A 16,730-nucleotide genomic window follows, 5' to 3' on the forward strand; every position below is an offset into this window, starting at 1 on the left:
ATTTGGCATCGATTCATGACACACTGTTGAGTTCTCAAGGACCAAACACTCCCCAACACCCACCGCACACTCAGCGCGATCTCGTTCAGGGGCGATCCACAACCTTACACCATCCCAGCCCCGCTCACCAACCCGCCCCGCAAAGGACAGACCAGATCACCAGACCTGAGAGAAAGAGGTTGCCGCCACCCAGACCCCGGACCCACACTCTCCAGTCTCCCGGAGCGGGCCACCCGGCTGGGCAACGAGGAGGAACAATACACACACTCCACGCCAGACGCAAACGGCCACACCGAGCGGACCGCACTCCCTGTGGACCGCGGCGGGACACGAGGGGCGGAGACGCCGACGGGCCACCCGGGAGGCTCCCGGGTGGCCCGTCGTGCTGGGTTCAGCTCACCCCTGGCGCAGCCGTCAGTCCTCGGCGACCGTGTCGCTGTACTTCGCCGCGGTGGCGCGCGCCGCGTCCATCATCGGGACACGGGCGCCACGCTCCTCGGCCACCTCGATGGCGCGCTCGTAGCCCGCGTCGACGTGGCGGAACACACCCATGGCCGGGTCGTTCGTCAGCAGCGCCTCGAGCTTGGCCGCGGCCAGCTCGGTGCCGTCGGCCAGACCCACCTGACCGGCGTGGATGGAACGACCGATGCCGACGCCACCGCCGTGGTGGATGGACGTCCACGACGCACCCGAGGACACCGAGGTCATGGCGTTCAGCAGCGGCCAGTCGGCCACCGCGTCCGTGCCGTCCTTCATCGACTCGGTCTCCCGGTACGGGGAGGCCACCGAACCCGAGTCCAGGTGGTCGCGACCGATGACGATCGGCGCCGACACCTTGCCCTCACGCACCAGCTGGTTGAACAGCATCCCCGCCTTGTGGCGCTCGCCGTAGCCCAGCCAGCAGATGCGCGCCGGCAGCCCCTCGAACTCCACGAACTCCTGCAAAGAGACCGTTATGAAACCGTTGCCTTCAAGGCCTTGACACAGCCCCGTTACCAGAGAGATCAGTCTGCACAAGATGTATAGATGAGGGTAGAACGGCTTCTTGCTACCGCTTCCTGCCACTCCTTGTCCGACTCGGGGACGTTCAAACCATAAGTGTCCAACCTGGGGCCGATCCGACCATAACCCACGCAGTCCAAACCCCACTCTTGGTCTGCCCCGAGCCATTCGACCATTACGTGATCGGGTCCAGCACCCAGCAGGACCCGCCCCGGATGGCCATAGAGGATGCGTACCAACCCATAGAGAACTGGTTCAACTGTGTCTTCGCGACAGAGGACCGGCAGTCCCTCACGCACTTGGTCCACTGTCAAAGTCCGAGGCATATCTTCCCTCCGCCACTCATGCCAGACAGGTCAGATGTTCGCAGCACGCTTTACCCAATCAGGGCAACGGATGTACCCCGTGCAATACGATGTGACGATCCCAAAGGACTTCCCGTCACGGAGCGTGCGCCCATCATGGATAGTCACAAGGACAGTTCTTGTGGTCACCTTGCAGGTGCGAAAGATCCATCGGCCACTGCATGTAACGTAATTCACTGGGGCTAGATATTCGCGCTTTTCGTCCTTCTTGATGGTTGACGTGTACATCCTGGTAGACGCATAAGCGGCAGTCTTGGTCACGTTGTGCTTGCGGTACATCTTGATATGCCCAAAGCCTCGCTCCTTAGTGAAAGCCGTGGCCGGCTCGTAATAGCCTTTGCGCAGATGCACCCCCCGACCCTCCCTGTCCTTCCAGTGGGACACCGTATTATAGCGGCCATCTGGCGCCGGGAGAGCGAGCGACTCTAGTTCCCTTGCACCTTGGGTGAGATCATTTGCATCGACCTCAGAGGCGGAATCTAGGGCAGCAACACTGGATTCAAGGGACACGGGGACTTCACTGCCAACTCCCCCGAGTTCCTTTCCCATCACGGCAAACTCTACAACCTCTCCCTGTGCGGCGAGGGAAGCGATATCATCCCCAGTAAGTGATTCATCCGCGGACTGCTCATTTTCCTCGACACCTTCAATCTCCGCCTGATAGGCTTGATCGGCAGCGACAGTGGGCGAGGTCGCCCCAGATCCCTCATCGGCCGAAGCGAATGTTGAGCCCGTGATGAGTACGGCGCCGGCAAGACTTGCTGCAATTGAGTTCACGATATTCATGTAGGGAAGTTAGCACACCGCCGCGCCCCTGTCGAACGCGCTGCGGAAGAAGCATATTGGCGGACTCCAGCCGATCACCTCGCCCGGGTTCCGCCCATTCTGGATTGGGTGTCACACCACCACTGCTACACCCTCAGATCGGAAGAGCCATCAACCCCGGGCGATAGGATCAACAGTGATGTTCCACCGGCCCCGTCTCGTTCAAGGTAGGTGCAATAACTGCGACCATACTGAACTACTTCAGTGGGACAAGGGTGCTCTGGGCATCGATTGACCCCTATTCGCCTCATGGGCACTTGTTCCAGAGTGCGCCTCGCAAGTAAAATATTTTGAGGTCTTGTTTAAATCCGCATGGGTTCCAGGCTCTTCGCAAACGAGGGTGTAGTCGGGGCCTGAATCCGCCAGCTTCGAGGAGTGCTCGGGCGATGTAGTGGGTGAGGTTGCCGAACCCGAGGGCCAGCCCGCGAAGATGCTCAAGTCGTCCATTCACGGCCTCGGTAGGTCCGTTGCTGGTGCGGGGTCGCTCGAAGTAGGCCAGGACATCACAGACGCGTCTGGCCAGGGTGCGGCCGAGCTTGCGCAGCTCGACCAGCGGTCGGGGCACCCCGTCGGCGGGGGCATCGATCACCGAGCTCATCTCGACGCGGCCGGCGACCCGGTTGGGGTCTCGGTAGGCGGAGATCATGCGCTGGTAGATGACCCAGGTGCACTTGATCTGGACGTGCCGGTCCCCGGTGAACAGCTTGTCGAGGCGCTCGTCCTGGCGGTCGGCGAGCAGGTCGGCGCCGGTGTGCAGGGTCCGGCGCGCCGAGTAGAGCGGGTCGTCCTTGCGGCCGCGGTGCCCGTGCACCTCCTGCTGAACGCGGCGGCACTCATCCAGGGCGTCGCCAGCCAACCGGATGACGTGGAACGGGTCCATGACAGTGACCGCGTCCGACAGTTCCTCGGTGGTGGCGGTCTTGAACCCGGCGAACCCGTCCATGGCGACGACCTCGATCCCGTCGCACCAGGCCTGGTCCCGCTGCGCGAGCCAGTCTTTGGACGCCTTCTTGCTGCGGCCCTCGACCACGTCCAGCAGGCGGGAGGGCCCCGTACCGTCCCGGACCGGGGTGAGGTCGATGATGACGGTGACGTACGTGTCGCCCTTCCTGGTGTGCCGCCACACGTGCTCGTCGACCCCGAACACCTTCACCCCCTCGAACCGGGCCGGGTCACCGATCAGGACGCGCCGGCCCTCGGCCAGGACGGCGTCGTTGGCGGTGTCCCACACCACCGCCAACGCCTCGGCGACCCGGGCGATGGTCAGGTGCTGCACGACCAGCGCGAGCAACGCCCAGCGCAGCCCACCGCGGGAGATCTTCGCCCGCGGCTCGGCAGCGGCGGTGGTGTCCTGACGCCATACGTGGCCGCACTCGGTGCACCGGTACCGGCGCACGGTGAGCAGCAGCGTGGTCGGGCGCCATCCACACGGCTCGTGCGCCAGTTACCTGGTCACGGTGTCCCGCGCAACGCCCTGGCAGCCGCAACGTCGGCACCAGTCGCCCGGCTCGACGACTCGGCAGGCGAGCACCGAACCGCACTTTTTCCTGCAGGACAAGTACATGGGAAACGGGCTGGTGTACCGCAACGGCCACCTCGAGACCACCGACCGACGGACCCTCAAGGGCGACCTCACCAACGCCAACGGACTGCACGAACTCGGCATCCCGCTGGACATCATCGGCACCGTCGTCCACGACTCCTTCAAGGACACCATCGAGGCCGTGGGAGCAACCGGCGTCCGCTTCCACGAGCTCCCCCCACCTTCGGACAAGATGCAGGCCCTCAAACCCGGAGCATGGTGGGCACTGGAGATCACCGGAACCTCACCGACCTACTCCGAGACCTTCCATGACGAACACGTGAGGACCGTGAAACTCCCTGCCGTGTGGACCCTCGAGTCCTACTGCACCGACCCCACCCCCGACGGCCGGGACGGCAGCGGCTTCTACCACCCCGGCGACACGCTCAACATGGTCGTTACCCAACGCGTCGCCGACGCCCTCACCGCGGCCGACATCACGGTCCGCCTCGAAGAAGTCGGCCGCCACCCCCACCCCGTCTGGGACACCGAGGAGTGCGACAACCAGGCCGAGGCCTGGCGCCAGCGCATGGGGGTCGAGTTCGCCGACTGGCCCGACCCCGGCTGCTGCCCCGACCTCCTGCGCCCCACCACCACCTGATCGAGCCACCCGCACCGGCGGAACCCCCGAGACGCGCATCGGTCCGCATCTCGCCAGTCGAGATACGGACCGATGCGCATGCGGGCACGCAGGCCCGGGACAGTCCGGATCAGTCCTCGGCCACCGGGTCCTCGAACGCCCGGGCCTTGCGGCGGGCGGCGTCCATCATCGGCACGCGCACGCCCCGCTCGTCGGCCACCTCGATGGCCCGCTCGTACCCCGCGTCCACGTGGCGCAACACACCCATGCCCGGGTCGTTCGTCAGCAGCCGCTCCAGCTTCAGCTCGGCCAGGTCGGTGCCGTCGGCCAGCCCCACCTGCCCCGCATGGATCGACCGCCCGATGCCCACCCCACCACCATGGTGGATCGACGTCCACGACGCCCCCGAGCTCGCGGAGGTCAGCGCGTTGAGCAGCGGCCAGTCGGCCACGGCGTCCGTGCCGTCCTTCATCGCCTCGGTCTCCCGGTACGGGCTGGCCACCGAGCCCGAGTCCAGGTGATCCCGGCCGATGACGATCGGCGCCGACACCTTGCCCTCACGCACCAGCTGGTTGAACAGCATCCCCGCCTTGTGGCGCTCGCCGTAGCCCAGCCAGCAGATGCGCGCCGGCAGCCCCTCGAACTCCACGAACTCGTCGGCGGCGTCCAGCCACTTGTGGAGCTTCTCGTCCTCGGGGAAGAGCTCCTTGAGGGCCTGGTCGGTCACCTTGATGTCCTCCGGGTCGCCCGAGAGCGCCACCCAGCGGAACGGGCCGAGCCCCTCGCAGAACAGCGGGCGGATGTAGGCCGGCACGAAGCCGGGGAACTCGAACGCCCGGTCGTACCCGGCCTTGCGCGCCTCGTCGCGGATGGAGTTGCCGTAGTCGAACACCTCGGCGCCCGCGTCCTGGAACTCCACCATCGCCTTGACGTGGGCGGCCATGGCGGACTGGGCCTTCTTGGTGAAGCCCTCCGGGTCCTTCTCCGCCTCGGCGTGCCAGTTCTCCATCGTGAACTCGACCGGCAGGTAGCTCAGCGGGTCGTGGGCGGAGGTCTGGTCGGTGACGACGTCGATCTGCAGGTCGCCGGCCTTGTGGCGCTCGAGCAGGGCCGGGAACACCTCGGCCGCGTTGCCGACGATGCCGATGGACAGGCCGCGCTTCTCCTCCTTGGCCTTGTTGGCCCGGGCGATGGCGTCGTCCAGGTCGTCGGCGATCTCGTGCAGGTAGCGCTTGCCCACGCGGCGCTCCAGGCGGGTGCGGTCCACGTCCACGATGAGGCACACGCCGTCGTTGAGGGTGACGGCCAGCGGCTGCGCGCCACCCATGCCACCGCATCCACCGGTGAGGGTGATGGTGCCTGCGAGGGTGCCACCGAAGCGCTTGGTGGCCACCGCGGCGAAGGTCTCGTAGGTGCCCTGGAGGATGCCCTGGGTGGCGATGTAGATCCACGAGCCGGCCGTCATCTGGCCGTACATCATGAGGCCCTCGGCCTCGAGCTTGCGGAAGTGCTCCCAGGTGGCCCAGTCGCCCACGAGGTTGGAGTTGGCGATGAGCACGCGGGGGGCCCACACGTTGGTGCGGATGACGCCGACCGGCTTGCCGGACTGCACGAGGAGGGTCTCGTCGTCCTCGAGCTCCTTGAGGCTGGCCACGATGGCGTCGAAGGCCTCCCAGGAGCGGGCCGCGCGGCCGGTGCCGCCGTAGACCACGAGGTCGTCCGGGCGCTCGGCGACCTCCGGGTCGAGGTTGTTCATGAGCATGCGCAGCGGGGCCTCGGTCTGCCAGCTCTTGCAGGTCAGCTCGGTGCCGCGCGGGGCGCGGACGGGGCGGGCGCCTTCCATGGGTGTCTCCTTCGACTCGGTCGGCCGGGCGAGGCCCGGTGGCCGGTGGTGGGTGCACCCCGGCGCTGGTGCGGCCATTCCACCAGCCGTCGCGCCGGGGCGGCAGGTGGGGGCGGGGCGAGGTGTCCCAGATGTGGGACAGGCAGCGGGTGGGACGAGGGGCGTCGGGAGGCGACGAGCGCGGCCCGTCAGCGGACGACCTCGCGCTGCTGGCCGTCCACCCGGCGGGTCCAGCCTCGGCCGTCGAGGTGCTCCAGCAGCGGGACCGCCACCCGCCGCGTGGTGCCGAGCGCCTGCCGGGCCACACTGAGGGTGAACGGCTGCGGGAGGGCGGCGAGCTCCCGCATCGCGCGGGCGGGGGCGTCCGGGAGGAGGACGACCTCCCCCGGCAGGCGCAGCAGGCGGCCAGCGCGTGCGGCGGCCGCGAGCTCCCGGGCGCCGAGACCGAGGTCGTCGAGCTCGCGGGCCTCGGGCGCGGCGAAGGGGTCCTCGCGCAGCCAGGCCTCCACCTGGGTGACGGCCGCCTCGGCCGGGCCCAGGCCGGCGGCAGCGGGGTCGTGGACGCGGCCGTCGTCGACCGCGAGGCCGACCTGGCGCGCCAGCTCGGGCACCAGGGTGGCGTGCTGGGCCGGCAGGCCGATGGCGTGGGCGGCCTCGGCGAGCGGCACGCCGGCGCTCAGCGGCTGGGTGCGGTGGTGGGCGGCCACCGCATCGGACAGGGCGGTGCGCCAGGCGGACCAGGCGGCGGGGTCGACCACCACGTCGCCGTGACGGACCTCGGTGGGGGTGGCGACGTCCTCGGACGCGGGGGCGAGGCCGAGGCGCTCCAGCAGGGCGACGTCCTGCACCCGGCGGTCGGCCAGGCGGAGGCGGCGCAGCGCGGCCGGGTCTCCCCCGGCGGCCTCCAGCGCGGCGGCCCGGGCGGCGGCCGCGCCCCGGCGGCGCAGCGGGAGCGGGTCCACCTCGCGGACGGTGGCCGACCAGACGCGCCGGCTGCCCGGGTCACGGAGGATGGCGCGGTCGCCCACCCGCCACGGCAGGGGCGCCGCGAGGGTGAGGCGTACGTGGTGCCCGCCGAGTGGCCGCACGTGCGCCTCGACGTCGGCCGAGCCCACGTGGAGCGTGGCCTGCTGCGGCGGGGCGCCCGTGTCATCGACCGGGGCCAGCGCGAGGTCGACCACGGCGGAGCTCTCCCACGCGCCGGGGGTGAGGAGCACGGCGCCGCGCCCCACGGCATCGACCGCGGTGCGGCGGAGGTTGACCGCCACCCGCGAGACCGGGCCCACCTGCTCGAGCGGCGCGTCCTGGCTCTGGAGGCCGCGGACGGCCACGCGGGTGGGGGCGCCGTGGGCGTCGAGGAGGTCGAGCTCGTCGCCGACGGCCAGCGTGCCCGCGCCGAGGGTGCCGGTGACCACGGTGCCACTGCCGCCGACCGTGAACGCGCGGTCCGCCCAGAGGCGCACGGGCGCTGCCGGATCCGGCTCGGGGGTGCGGGCGGCGAGGGCGTCCAGCGCCGCGCGGAGCTCGTCCATGCCCTGGCCGGTGGGAGCCGCCACGCACACGTGCGGGACCGCGAGCCCCGCCGCCTCCAGGTGCGCGCGGGCGGTGACGAGGGTCTCGGCGGGTTCGGCGAGGTCGCAGCGGGTGACCACGAGGAGCAGGTCGCGGACGCCGAGGGCGCGGACGGCCGCCAGGTGCTCGGTGGACTGCGCCTGCCATCCCTGGTCGGCCGCCACCACGAAGACCACCGCGGGCGCCGGGCCGAGCCCGCTGAGCATGGTGCCGATGAAGCGACGGTGGCCGGGGACGTCGACGAAGGCCACCTCGGTGCCGGACGGGAGCGTGGTCCACGCGAAGCCCAGCTCGATGGTGAGGCCGCGCGCCTTCTCCTGGGCGAGGCGGTCGGGGTCGCGCCCGGTGAGGGCCCGCACGAGGGTGGACTTGCCGTGGTCCACATGGCCGGCGGTGGCCAGGACGCGCCTCATCGGGTGGGGTCCGTGGGGGTCGGCCCGGGGGCAGGGGCGGGCGCGGGCTCGCCCAGGGCGACGCGCACGGCATCGACCAGGGCGGGCTCGTCGGCGGGGTCGATGCAGCGCAGGTCGACCAGCCCCACCCCGCCCTCGACGCGGGCCAGCACCGTCGCGGTGCCCGCCGGAGGACGGCGGAGGCGCGCCACGGCATCGGAGGGGAGGACCAGCGCCCACCCCGGCAGCGGGACCCCCGGCGCCCCGCCGCCGCCGACACGGCCCTCGACCGGCACGACCTCGAGGCCGAGCTGGGCGGCCAGGGCGCGGGTGCGCGCGGCGAGGGCGTCCGGCGTGGCGTGGAGCGCGTCGGCCACGGGGGTGGACGGGCTGCGCAGGGTGGCCTCGAGCGCGGCGGCGGTGAGCTTGTCGATGCGCAGGGCGCGGGCCAACGGGTGACGACGCAGGCGCTGGACGAGCGCGACATCGCCCAGGACGAGGCCGGCCTGCGGACCGCCGAGGAGCTTGTCGCCGCTCGCCGTCACGAGGTGGGCGCCGGCGGCCAGGGCGGTGGTGAGGTCGGGCTCGGTGGGCAGGGCGGGGTCGGGGGCGAGCAGGCCGCTGCCGACGTCGTGCACCACCGGGACGCCCAGGGTGGCGAGCTCGCCGGCATCGACGCCGGAGGTGAAGCCCTCCACGCGGAAGTTGGACGGGTGCACCTTGAGGATGCAGCCCGTGTCCGGGGTGACGGCCTCGGCGTAGTCGCGCAGGTGGGTGCGGTTGGTGGTGCCGACCTCACGGAGGCGGGCGCCGGTGCTGGCGATGAGGTCCGGGAGGCGGAAGCCGTCGCCGATCTCGACCAGCTCGCCGCGGCTGACGACGACCTCGCGGCCGGCGGCCAGGGCGGTAGTGGCGAGCACCAGGGCGGCGGCGCCGTTGTTGACCACGAGGGCGTCGCCGGCGGCGGGGACCGCGCGGCGGAGGGCGTCGAGGAGGCCGGTGGCGCGCGGGCCGCGGGTGCCGGTGGCGAGGTCGAGTTCCACGTCGACGTGGCCGGCGGCCTCCTGGAGCGCGCGGCGGGCGGCCGCGGCGAGCGGGGCGCGGCCGAGGTTGGTGTGCACCACGATGCCGGTGGCGTTGAGCACGGGTGTGAGGCTGGTGGCGTGCTGCGGCAGGGCGGCCGCGGCGGCGTCGACCACCTGCTCGGGGGTGATCTCGCCGGCGCGGGCGCGCTGCTGGGCGGCGGTCACGGCATCGCGGACGGTGCGGCGGTCCAGGCGGGTCAGGGCCGGGGCGAGGCGCGGGTCGGCGAGCGCGGCATCGGTGCGGGGGATGCGGCGGCGCGGGTCCGGGGTGGGGCCGCGTGCGGCATCGGGGGCGGGGGGCGCGCCGGTCATGGGACGAGGGTAGGCGGCGGGTGTCCGGCAGGCGGGGTGGGGCGGCGTGGGTGGCCTTCGGTTTCCGCACCGGTGCCGAACTCGGTCGCCGCCCACGACGAGAACCGCACCGGTGCCGAACTCGACGGTCGACCTCGGCACCGGTGCGGATCTGGTGCAGGTGGCAGACCGAGTTCCGCACCGGTGCGCATCTCGGCACGGGAGACGTTGGCGGAGGCGGACGGGAATCGAACCCGCCAGGACGAGGTACTCGCCCTCGCCGGTGTTGAAGACCGGGGGGCCCACCAGGAACCCAGACGCCTCCGTGGCACAGCGTAGGTCAGCGAAGCGGCGCGGTGCGGGAGCACCGACCGGCGGAGGGCTGCCGAGGGCCGGGGTGAGGGGGCGGCGCCCGGGCGCTCCTAGTCTGGACCCATGACCGATGTCGTCCGCCTGACCCAGTACGCCCGCGGCGGAGGGTGTGCCTGCAAGATCCCGCCCGGTGAGCTCGAGGACGCCGTGGCCGCACTGCGGGGTGCACTGCCCGGCGGGCCCGGCGACGCCAGCGACCCGGGCGGCCCCGCCCCCCAGGGCCACACCGCCGGACCCGCCCCGACCGCAGAGGTGCTCGTGGGCCTCGACGACGGCGACGACGGCGCCGTGGTCCGCGTGTCCGACCGCCTGGCCGTGGTCTCCACCGCCGACTTCTTCACCCCCGTCCAGGACGACGCCGCCGACTGGGGCCGCATCGCCGCGGCCAACGCCCTCTCCGACGTGTACGCCATGGGCGGCACCCCGGTCATGGCCATCAACCTCGTGGCCTGGCCGCGCGAGCTGCTGCCCACCGAGCTGCTCGCCGAGGTGCTCCGCGGCGGCCTGGAGGTGGCCACCCGGGCGGGCTGCCCCGTCATCGGGGGGCACAGCATCGACGCACCGGAGCCCACCTACGGCATGGCGGTCACCGGCACCGTGGGCCCCGACCGCCTGCTGCGCAACGACGCCGCCGAGCCCGGCCTGCCCATCAGCCTCACCAAGCCGCTCGGCGTGGGCGTGCTCAACAACCACCACAAGGCCACCGGCACCCGCCACCCCGAGGCCGTGGAGCTCATGACCACCCTCAACGACACCGCGAGCCGTGCCGCGGTGGACGCCGGGGTGCGCGCCGCCACGGACGTCACCGGGTTCGGCCTGCTGGGGCACCTGCACAAGATGTGCCGCGCCTCGGGCGTGGCCGCCCGCATCGATGCCGGGGCGGTGCCCGTGCTCCGGGCCGCCCGCGAGCTGCTGGGCCAGGGCTTCGTGCCCGGTGGGTCGCGCCGCAACCTGGACTGGGTGCGGCCGCACCTGCGCGCCGAGGGCGTGGGCGAGGACGAGCTGGTGCTGCTGGCCGACGCGCAGACCTCCGGTGGGCTGCTCGTGGTGGGCGAGGTGCCGGGCGCCCCCGTCATCGGCGAGACGGTGGCCAGCGGGTCCCTCGGTGAGGGCGTGACCGTGCAGGTGGCCTGACCTGACGGACCGCATCCGGCCGGGCGCGCACGGCCTCAGGTGGTGATGGAGTCGCCCACCTGGCCGGCGGCACGGCGGGCCGCGAGGCGGCGGCGCTGCGGCTCCACGGTGAAGCGCGGGTCGCGGGCCGAGGCCTGACCGCCCTCCACGACGGCGAAACGGGTCAGCGCCGAGGCCGCCGCGAGCGCCAGCCCGGAGGCCACCGAGACCACGCGTCCCGCCGGCGTGCCACGCAGGGCGCCGGCCGCGAGAGCTCCCAGGCCGCCACCGAGGACGCAGGCCTTGGCGGTGCGCATCATCGTGCCGGGGTGGCCGGTGTGCAGGGGCTCCAGCACACCCTCGTGCTCCAGGTGCTGCTCGAGGCGGTGCACGGCCACGAGGTCGCCGAGCGCCCCCAGCGCCGCCAGCCGGCGGGCCGGGCCAGCGGCCCCGGTGGGCAGCAGCACCATCTGCACGCCGCCGGAGGCCAGCGCCGCGGAGGAGACGAACACCTGCGGCAGGTGGCGGCGGCTCTCGAACCACACCGGGGTGGCCGTGTCACTCAGCAGCACCGCGGTGTAGGCGGCCAGCGGCGCGGAGAACAGCGCCAACCCGGCCGTGCCCACGGCATCGAACGGGCGGAGCAGCGCCCCCAGCACCGGCAGGCCCGGCCCACCGCGGCGGCCGCCGAGCAGGCGGTCGACCTCGCAGGCCGCGGCCAGCCCCGCGCTGGCGCTGTAGCCGCTGAAGATCCACGTGCCCACCGACATGGGCGAGGTGAGCTTGAGCGTGCGGAGCCTGTTGAGGAAGCGCTCGGGCCGCCCCAGGTCGGCGATGAGGGCCACGCCGCTCGCGCCCGCGGCCGCCAGGGCCGTCAGGCGCGCGCTGGTGCGCAGCGCGTCGTGACCGGCCAGGTGCGCGCCGACCGCCAGCAGCCCCGACCCGCCGGCCACACCGCCGGTGAACAGGTAGACGCTGATCTCGTGCCGCCACGGCACGGCCTTGACCACACCCTGCCCGTAGTAGCTGGAGAACTCCGGTTCCGGGACCACCGGCTGCTCACCGCGGCCCCGCGCCCGGCCGGTGAGCCAGTCGGTGCCCCGGGCGGCCAGATCGCGCGCGGCGCCCCGACGGCGGCGTCGCCGGGGGCCGGCGTACTCGGCCGGGAAGTAGGAGTCGAACTCGCTCGTGGTCACCGGCGGCCTCCCAGGAAGGACAGGGCCACGGCGCCCAGCAGCCCGGCGGCGGCGCCCACGGCGGTGCGGTACATCTGCGGCAGGTGGGCGGTGGGCACCACGGGGTCCGGCGGGAGGCCGTACACCTCGGGCTCGTCGAGCAGCAGGAACACCGACCCGGTGCCGCCCACTCCGTCGTGCTCGTTGGCGCCGTAGAGCCGCGCCTCCGGGAAGCCGTTGCCGCGCAGCAGGTCCACGCGTTCGTGGGCGCGGCGCACCATCTCGTCGTGGTCGCCGAACTGGATGGACGTGGTGGGGCAGGTCTGCGCGCAGGCGGGCGTCTGGTCGTGGCCGATGCGGTCGTAGCAGAGCGTGCACTTCTGGGCGATGCCGATGCGGGGCACCTCACCGCCGTCCACGTGGCCACGGCCCCCGGTCTCGTCCTCGCGCCGCTCGATGACGCCGAACGGGCAGGCCCCCACGCAGTAGCCGCAGCCGTTGCACACGTCGGCCTGCACCACGACGGTGCCGAACTCGCTGCGGAAGAGCGCGCCGGTGGGGCACACGTCGAGGCAGCCGGCGTGGGTGCAGTGCTTGCACACGTCCGAGGACATGAGCCACCGGAAGTCCGGCACCGTGCCCTCGGCCCGGGCCTGCTGGGCGGCGAGCAGGTCGGTCACCGGCCCGCCGGACGGGGCGGGCGCTCCCCCATCGGGCACGGCGGGCGCACCGACCGACGGCATGCCGAGGTCCACCAGCCGGCGCCCGGACTCCCGCGCGGTCTCGATGCGCTCGGCGGACTGCTCCACGAACGCCACGTGCCGCCAGGTGCTCGCGCCCAGGTCGCCGGTGTTGTCGTAGGAGTTGCCGGTGGCGCCCAGGTCGTCCATGGGCAGCGCGTTCCACTCCTTGCACGCCACCTCGCAGGCCTTGCAGCCGATGCAGATGGACGTGTCGGTGAAGAAGCCCTTGCGCGGGGTCGGCTCCCAGCCCGCGTCGGCCGCGGGGTCGGTGGGTCCGGCCAGCTGGTTGCCCAGACGGCTCATCGGGGGTCTCCCTCCATCTCCTCGGCCAGCTCCGCGCGCGTGGTCACCGCGGCGTTGTCGGTGCCCACCTCCGGCGTGGCCCCGGCGCGGCGGCGGTGCTCCTCCACGAGCTCGGCCAGCGCGGCACCGCGCGGGCGGCGGCCCGGCAGCACCTCGCACGAGCCCACCTTGCTCTCCTGGATGTGCACGTTGGGGTCCAGCGCCACGCCCAGCAGGTCGTTGGCGGCGTCACCGGACACCACGGCCTCGCCACCGACGCCCCAGTGGTACGGCAGGCCCACGGTGTGCACCACCTGGTCGCCGGCCTGCATCGGGCGCATGCGCTCGGTGACCAGCACCCGGGCCTCGATGGCGGCACGCGGGCTCACGATGGTGGCCCACCCGCCGTTCTCCAGCCCACGCAGCTCGGCGAGCTCCGGGGAGACCTCGCAGAACATCTCGGGCTGCAGCTCGGCCAGGTAGGGCAGCCAGCGGCTCATGCCACCAGCCGTGTGCTGCTCGGTGAGGCGGTAGGTGGTGAACACGAAGGGGTAGACCTCCGAGCCCGCCGCCCCCGCGCTCGGCGCGAAGACGTTGTCCTGCCGCGGGAAGAGCACCCGGGTGGGGCTGGCCTGCTGCCCGTAGACCACGTTGGCCACGGGCGACTCCTGCGCCTCGTAGTGCGCCGGCATCGGGCCGTCGACCATGCCCTTGGGTGCGTACAGCCAGCCCTTGCCGTCGGCCTGCATGATGAACGGGTCGTCGCCGGCCAGCGCCTCCGCGCCCCCCGTGTCGGGGTCCGGGCGGTAGGCGGGGTCCTTGTCGGCCGGGAAGTCCGGCACGTCGTCACCCGTCCAGCGGCCCGCCTCGGCGTCCCACCAGACGAGCTTCTTGCGCTCGCTCCACGGCCTGCCCTCGGGGTCGGCCGAGGCACGGTTGTACAGGATGCGGCGGTTGGCCGGCCACGCCCAGCCCCACTGCGCGGCCGTCTCGTCCTGCTCCCGGCCGGGCACCCGGTTCTTGGAGTGGTTCACCCCACCGGCGAAGACACCGGTGTAGATCCAGCAGCCGCCGTCGGTGGAGCCGTCGGCCCGCATCTCGGTGTAGGAGTCCAGCATCTGCCCGGCCTTCTCGCCGGTCAGGTGGCGGCCGTTCACCTCACGCAGCACGGCCTCGCCGTCCACCTCGCCGTGCTCGTCGCGCGGGTAGTCCCACGTGAGGTCCAGCAGCGGCCGGTCGCGCGGGTCGGTGGAGTCGGCCAGGCGCTCGCGGATGCGCACGCCCAGCTCGTGGAAGAACTCCAGCTCGCTCTGCGCGTCGCCCGGCGGCTGCACGGCCTGGTGGCGCCACTGCAGCAGGCGCTGGGTCTGCGTGAAGGTGCCGGCCTTCTCCACGTGGTTGGCCGCCGGCATGAAGAACACCTCGGTGTCGATGTCCTCCGGACGCCACTCCCCGGACTCGACCTCCGGGCCGTCCTTCCAGAAGGTGGCCGACTCGATGAGCTGGAAGTCGCGCACCACCAGCCACTTGAGGTTCGCCAGGCCCTCGCGCTGCATGCGTCCGTTGGCCGAGCCGACCGCCGGGTTCTGCCCCAGCACGAAGTAGCCCTCCACGTCGCCGGCGATCTGGCCCATGACCGTCTGGTAGGTGCCGTGCGTGCCGTTGATGCGGGGCAGGTAGTCGAACGCGAAGTCGTTCTCCGGCGTCGCGGCATCGCCCCACCAGGCCTTGAGCAGGCTGACGGTGTAGGCGTCGGCGCTGGTCCAGTAGCCCTTCTGCCGCGGCGAGGAGATGGAGGAGACGTAGTCCTCCAGGGTGTCGTGCTTGCCGGCCGTGGGCATGGGCAGGTAGCCCGGCAGCAGGTTGAACAGCGTGGGGATGTCCGTGGAGCCCTGGATGCTGGCGTGCCCACGCAGCGCCATGATGCCGCCGCCGGGGCGGCCCATGTTGCCCAGCAGCAGCTGCAGCACCGCCGCCGCACGGATGAACTGGGCGCCCAGGCTGTGCTGGGTCCAGCCCACCGCGTAGGCGAAGCAGGTGGTGCGCTCACGGCCGGAGTTGGACGTCACGGCATCGGCCAGGTCGGCGAACTGCTCCGGGGGGATGCCGCAGACCTCCTGCACCATCTCGGGCGTGTAGCGCGCGTAGTGGCGGCGCAGCACCTGCAGCACGCAGTGCGGGTCCTGCATCGTCTCGTCGCGGATCACCTTGGCGTGCTCCAGCGCGGGACCACCCGAGCCGTGGGACTCGCCCTCGGCGCGCTGGCTCTTGGACCCGCCGTGCTCGTGGCCGCCCTCGGACTCCTCCACGCCGCCGTCGTCGGGCGAGGCGTAGGCCCAGGTGGCGGTGTCGTAGGAGCCCTTCTCCGGGTCGTAGCCGGAGAACAGGCCGTCGAGGTCCTCGGTGTCGCGGAAGTCCTCACGCACCAGCGTGGCGGCGTTGGTGTACGCCCGGACGTACTCCTCGAAGTACAGCCCGTTGCTCAGCACGTGGTTGATGAGGGCACCCAGCAGCACCACGTCGGTGCCCACGCGGATGGGCACGTGGGTGTCGGCCACGGCCGAGGTGCGCGTGAACCGCGGGTCGACGTGGATGATCCGCGCACCGCGCTTCTTGGCCTCACTGACCCACTGGAAACCCACCGGGTGGCACTCGGCCATGTTCGAGCCCTGGATGACGATGCAGTCGGCGTTGGCCATGTCCTGCAACGACTGCGTGGCGCCGCCGCGTCCGAACGAGGACCCCAGACTGGGGACCGTGGCGGAGTGTCAAATACGCGCCTGGTTCTCGATCTGCACCGCGCCCGCCGCGGTGAACAGCTTCTTGATGAGGTAGTTCTCCTCGTTGTCGAGGGTGGCGCCGCCGAGGGCCGCGACCCCCATCGTGCGGCGCAGCGGGCGGCCGTGCTCGTCATGGTCCTGCCAGCCGTTGCGGCGGGACTCCAGGAAGCGGTCGGCCACCATGTCGATGGCGGTGTCGCGGTCCAGCACCTCCCACTCGGTGCCGCCGGGGCGCCGGTAGAGCACCTGCGTGACACGGGTGGGGCTGTTGACCAGCTGCTCGCTGGCCGAGCCCTTGGGGCACAGACGGCCGCGGCTGATGGGGCTGTCCGGGTCGCCCTCGATCTGGACGACCTTCTCGTCCTTGACGAAGACACGCTGGCCGCAACCCACCGCGCAGTACGGGCAGACGCTCTGGGCCACGCGGTCGGCGGTGACGGTGCGGTTGCTGGTCTCGCGCGTGGCACGGCTGGTCACCGCGCGTCCGCGACCCAGCGGGTCGCCCTCGCGGAACTGGCGCAGCACCGGCCAGTTCAGGGGGGTGGGGATGCCCATCACCGTCACCTCGTTCCGTCGTCGCGGGTCATCCTGCCACCCGGGACCGACAACTGCGAGGGGTGGATCCTCCGCAGGGGCAGTGGGCCGTCGACGTGTCTTGGGGGAATCGTTATCGGGAACCTGTGGAAAACCCTGCCGGCGGGGTGACGCGCTGTGCCAAGGTGCCGGTG

At 71.9% G+C, this 16,730-nt stretch carries 9 protein-coding genes, 1 tRNA gene and 2 pseudogenes; 2 read left to right on the forward strand and 10 right to left on the reverse strand.

What is annotated here, in order from left to right; all coding sequences use genetic code 11:
• Positions 1-414 precede the first annotated feature (414 nt).
• From ACFFHC_RS01345 to ACFFHC_RS01355, 3 genes and pseudogenes are all read right to left on the reverse strand, one after another.
• Positions 415-939, reverse strand: a pseudogene (locus ACFFHC_RS01345) (urocanase-related protein); the annotation flags it as partial.
• Positions 940-1,358: 419 nt separating this feature from the next.
• Positions 1,359-2,153, reverse strand: coding sequence for a hypothetical protein (locus ACFFHC_RS01350; protein ID WP_144464418.1), 795 nt, complete (start codon positions 2,151-2,153; stop codon positions 1,359-1,361).
• A 373-nt stretch (positions 2,154-2,526) separates the two neighbouring features.
• Positions 2,527-3,726 (reverse strand): annotated as a pseudogene (locus ACFFHC_RS01355) (ISL3 family transposase); the annotation flags it as partial.
• 28 nt (positions 3,727-3,754) lie between these two features.
• Between ACFFHC_RS01355 and ACFFHC_RS01360 the strand changes: the two are divergent.
• On the forward strand, positions 3,755-4,375 hold the full coding sequence (locus ACFFHC_RS01360) for a hypothetical protein (protein ID WP_141494903.1): 621 nt from the start codon (positions 3,755-3,757) through the stop codon (positions 4,373-4,375).
• A gap of 109 nt (positions 4,376-4,484) precedes the next feature.
• Here the strand turns inward: ACFFHC_RS01360 and hutU are convergent, their stop codons facing one another.
• The 4 genes from hutU to ACFFHC_RS01380 form a co-directional block, all read right to left on the reverse strand.
• The gene (gene hutU, locus ACFFHC_RS01365; RefSeq protein WP_141494904.1) at positions 4,485-6,197 is read right to left on the reverse strand and encodes a urocanate hydratase; all 1,713 of its coding nucleotides are present in this window, start codon (positions 6,195-6,197) and stop codon (positions 4,485-4,487) included.
• Between the two features lie 188 nt (positions 6,198-6,385).
• Positions 6,386-8,182, reverse strand: a complete 1,797-nt coding sequence (locus tag ACFFHC_RS01370; RefSeq protein WP_101850094.1) for a selenocysteine-specific translation elongation factor — start codon at positions 8,180-8,182, stop codon at positions 6,386-6,388.
• Positions 8,179-9,558 (reverse strand): L-seryl-tRNA(Sec) selenium transferase, encoded by a 1,380-nt coding sequence (gene selA, locus ACFFHC_RS01375; protein WP_101850095.1) that lies wholly within the window; start codon positions 9,556-9,558, stop codon positions 8,179-8,181. The genes ACFFHC_RS01370 and selA overlap by 4 nt, the downstream gene beginning before the upstream one ends.
• Before the next feature lie 208 nt (positions 9,559-9,766).
• A tRNA-Sec gene (locus ACFFHC_RS01380) sits at positions 9,767-9,862 on the reverse strand.
• A gap of 110 nt (positions 9,863-9,972) precedes the next feature.
• Between ACFFHC_RS01380 and selD the strand changes: the two genes are divergently transcribed.
• Positions 9,973-11,043: a selenide, water dikinase SelD gene (selD, locus tag ACFFHC_RS01385; protein WP_141494917.1), complete on the forward strand. Its 1,071-nt coding sequence runs from the start codon at positions 9,973-9,975 to the stop codon at positions 11,041-11,043.
• Between the two features lie 35 nt (positions 11,044-11,078).
• Here the strand turns inward: selD and nrfD are convergent, their stop codons facing one another.
• From nrfD to fdh, 3 genes are read right to left on the reverse strand one after another with little or no spacing between them, the layout of a single operon-like run.
• Positions 11,079-12,218: an NrfD/PsrC family molybdoenzyme membrane anchor subunit gene (gene nrfD, locus ACFFHC_RS01390; protein WP_379802575.1), complete on the reverse strand. Its 1,140-nt coding sequence runs from the start codon at positions 12,216-12,218 to the stop codon at positions 11,079-11,081.
• On the reverse strand, positions 12,215-13,243 hold the full coding sequence (locus ACFFHC_RS01395) for a 4Fe-4S dicluster domain-containing protein (RefSeq protein ID WP_101850097.1): 1,029 nt from the start codon (positions 13,241-13,243) through the stop codon (positions 12,215-12,217). The genes nrfD and ACFFHC_RS01395 overlap by 4 nt, the downstream gene beginning before the upstream one ends.
• Complete coding sequence (gene fdh / locus ACFFHC_RS01400; protein ID WP_379802576.1) at positions 13,240-16,557, reverse strand: formate dehydrogenase; 3,318 nt, start codon at positions 16,555-16,557, stop codon at positions 13,240-13,242. The genes ACFFHC_RS01395 and fdh overlap by 4 nt, the downstream gene beginning before the upstream one ends.
• Between the last annotated feature and the right edge of the window lie 173 nt (positions 16,558-16,730).

The organism is Kytococcus schroeteri, from assembly GCF_042433515.1.
Taxonomy (GTDB): domain Bacteria; phylum Actinomycetota; class Actinomycetes; order Actinomycetales; family Dermatophilaceae; genus Kytococcus; species Kytococcus schroeteri.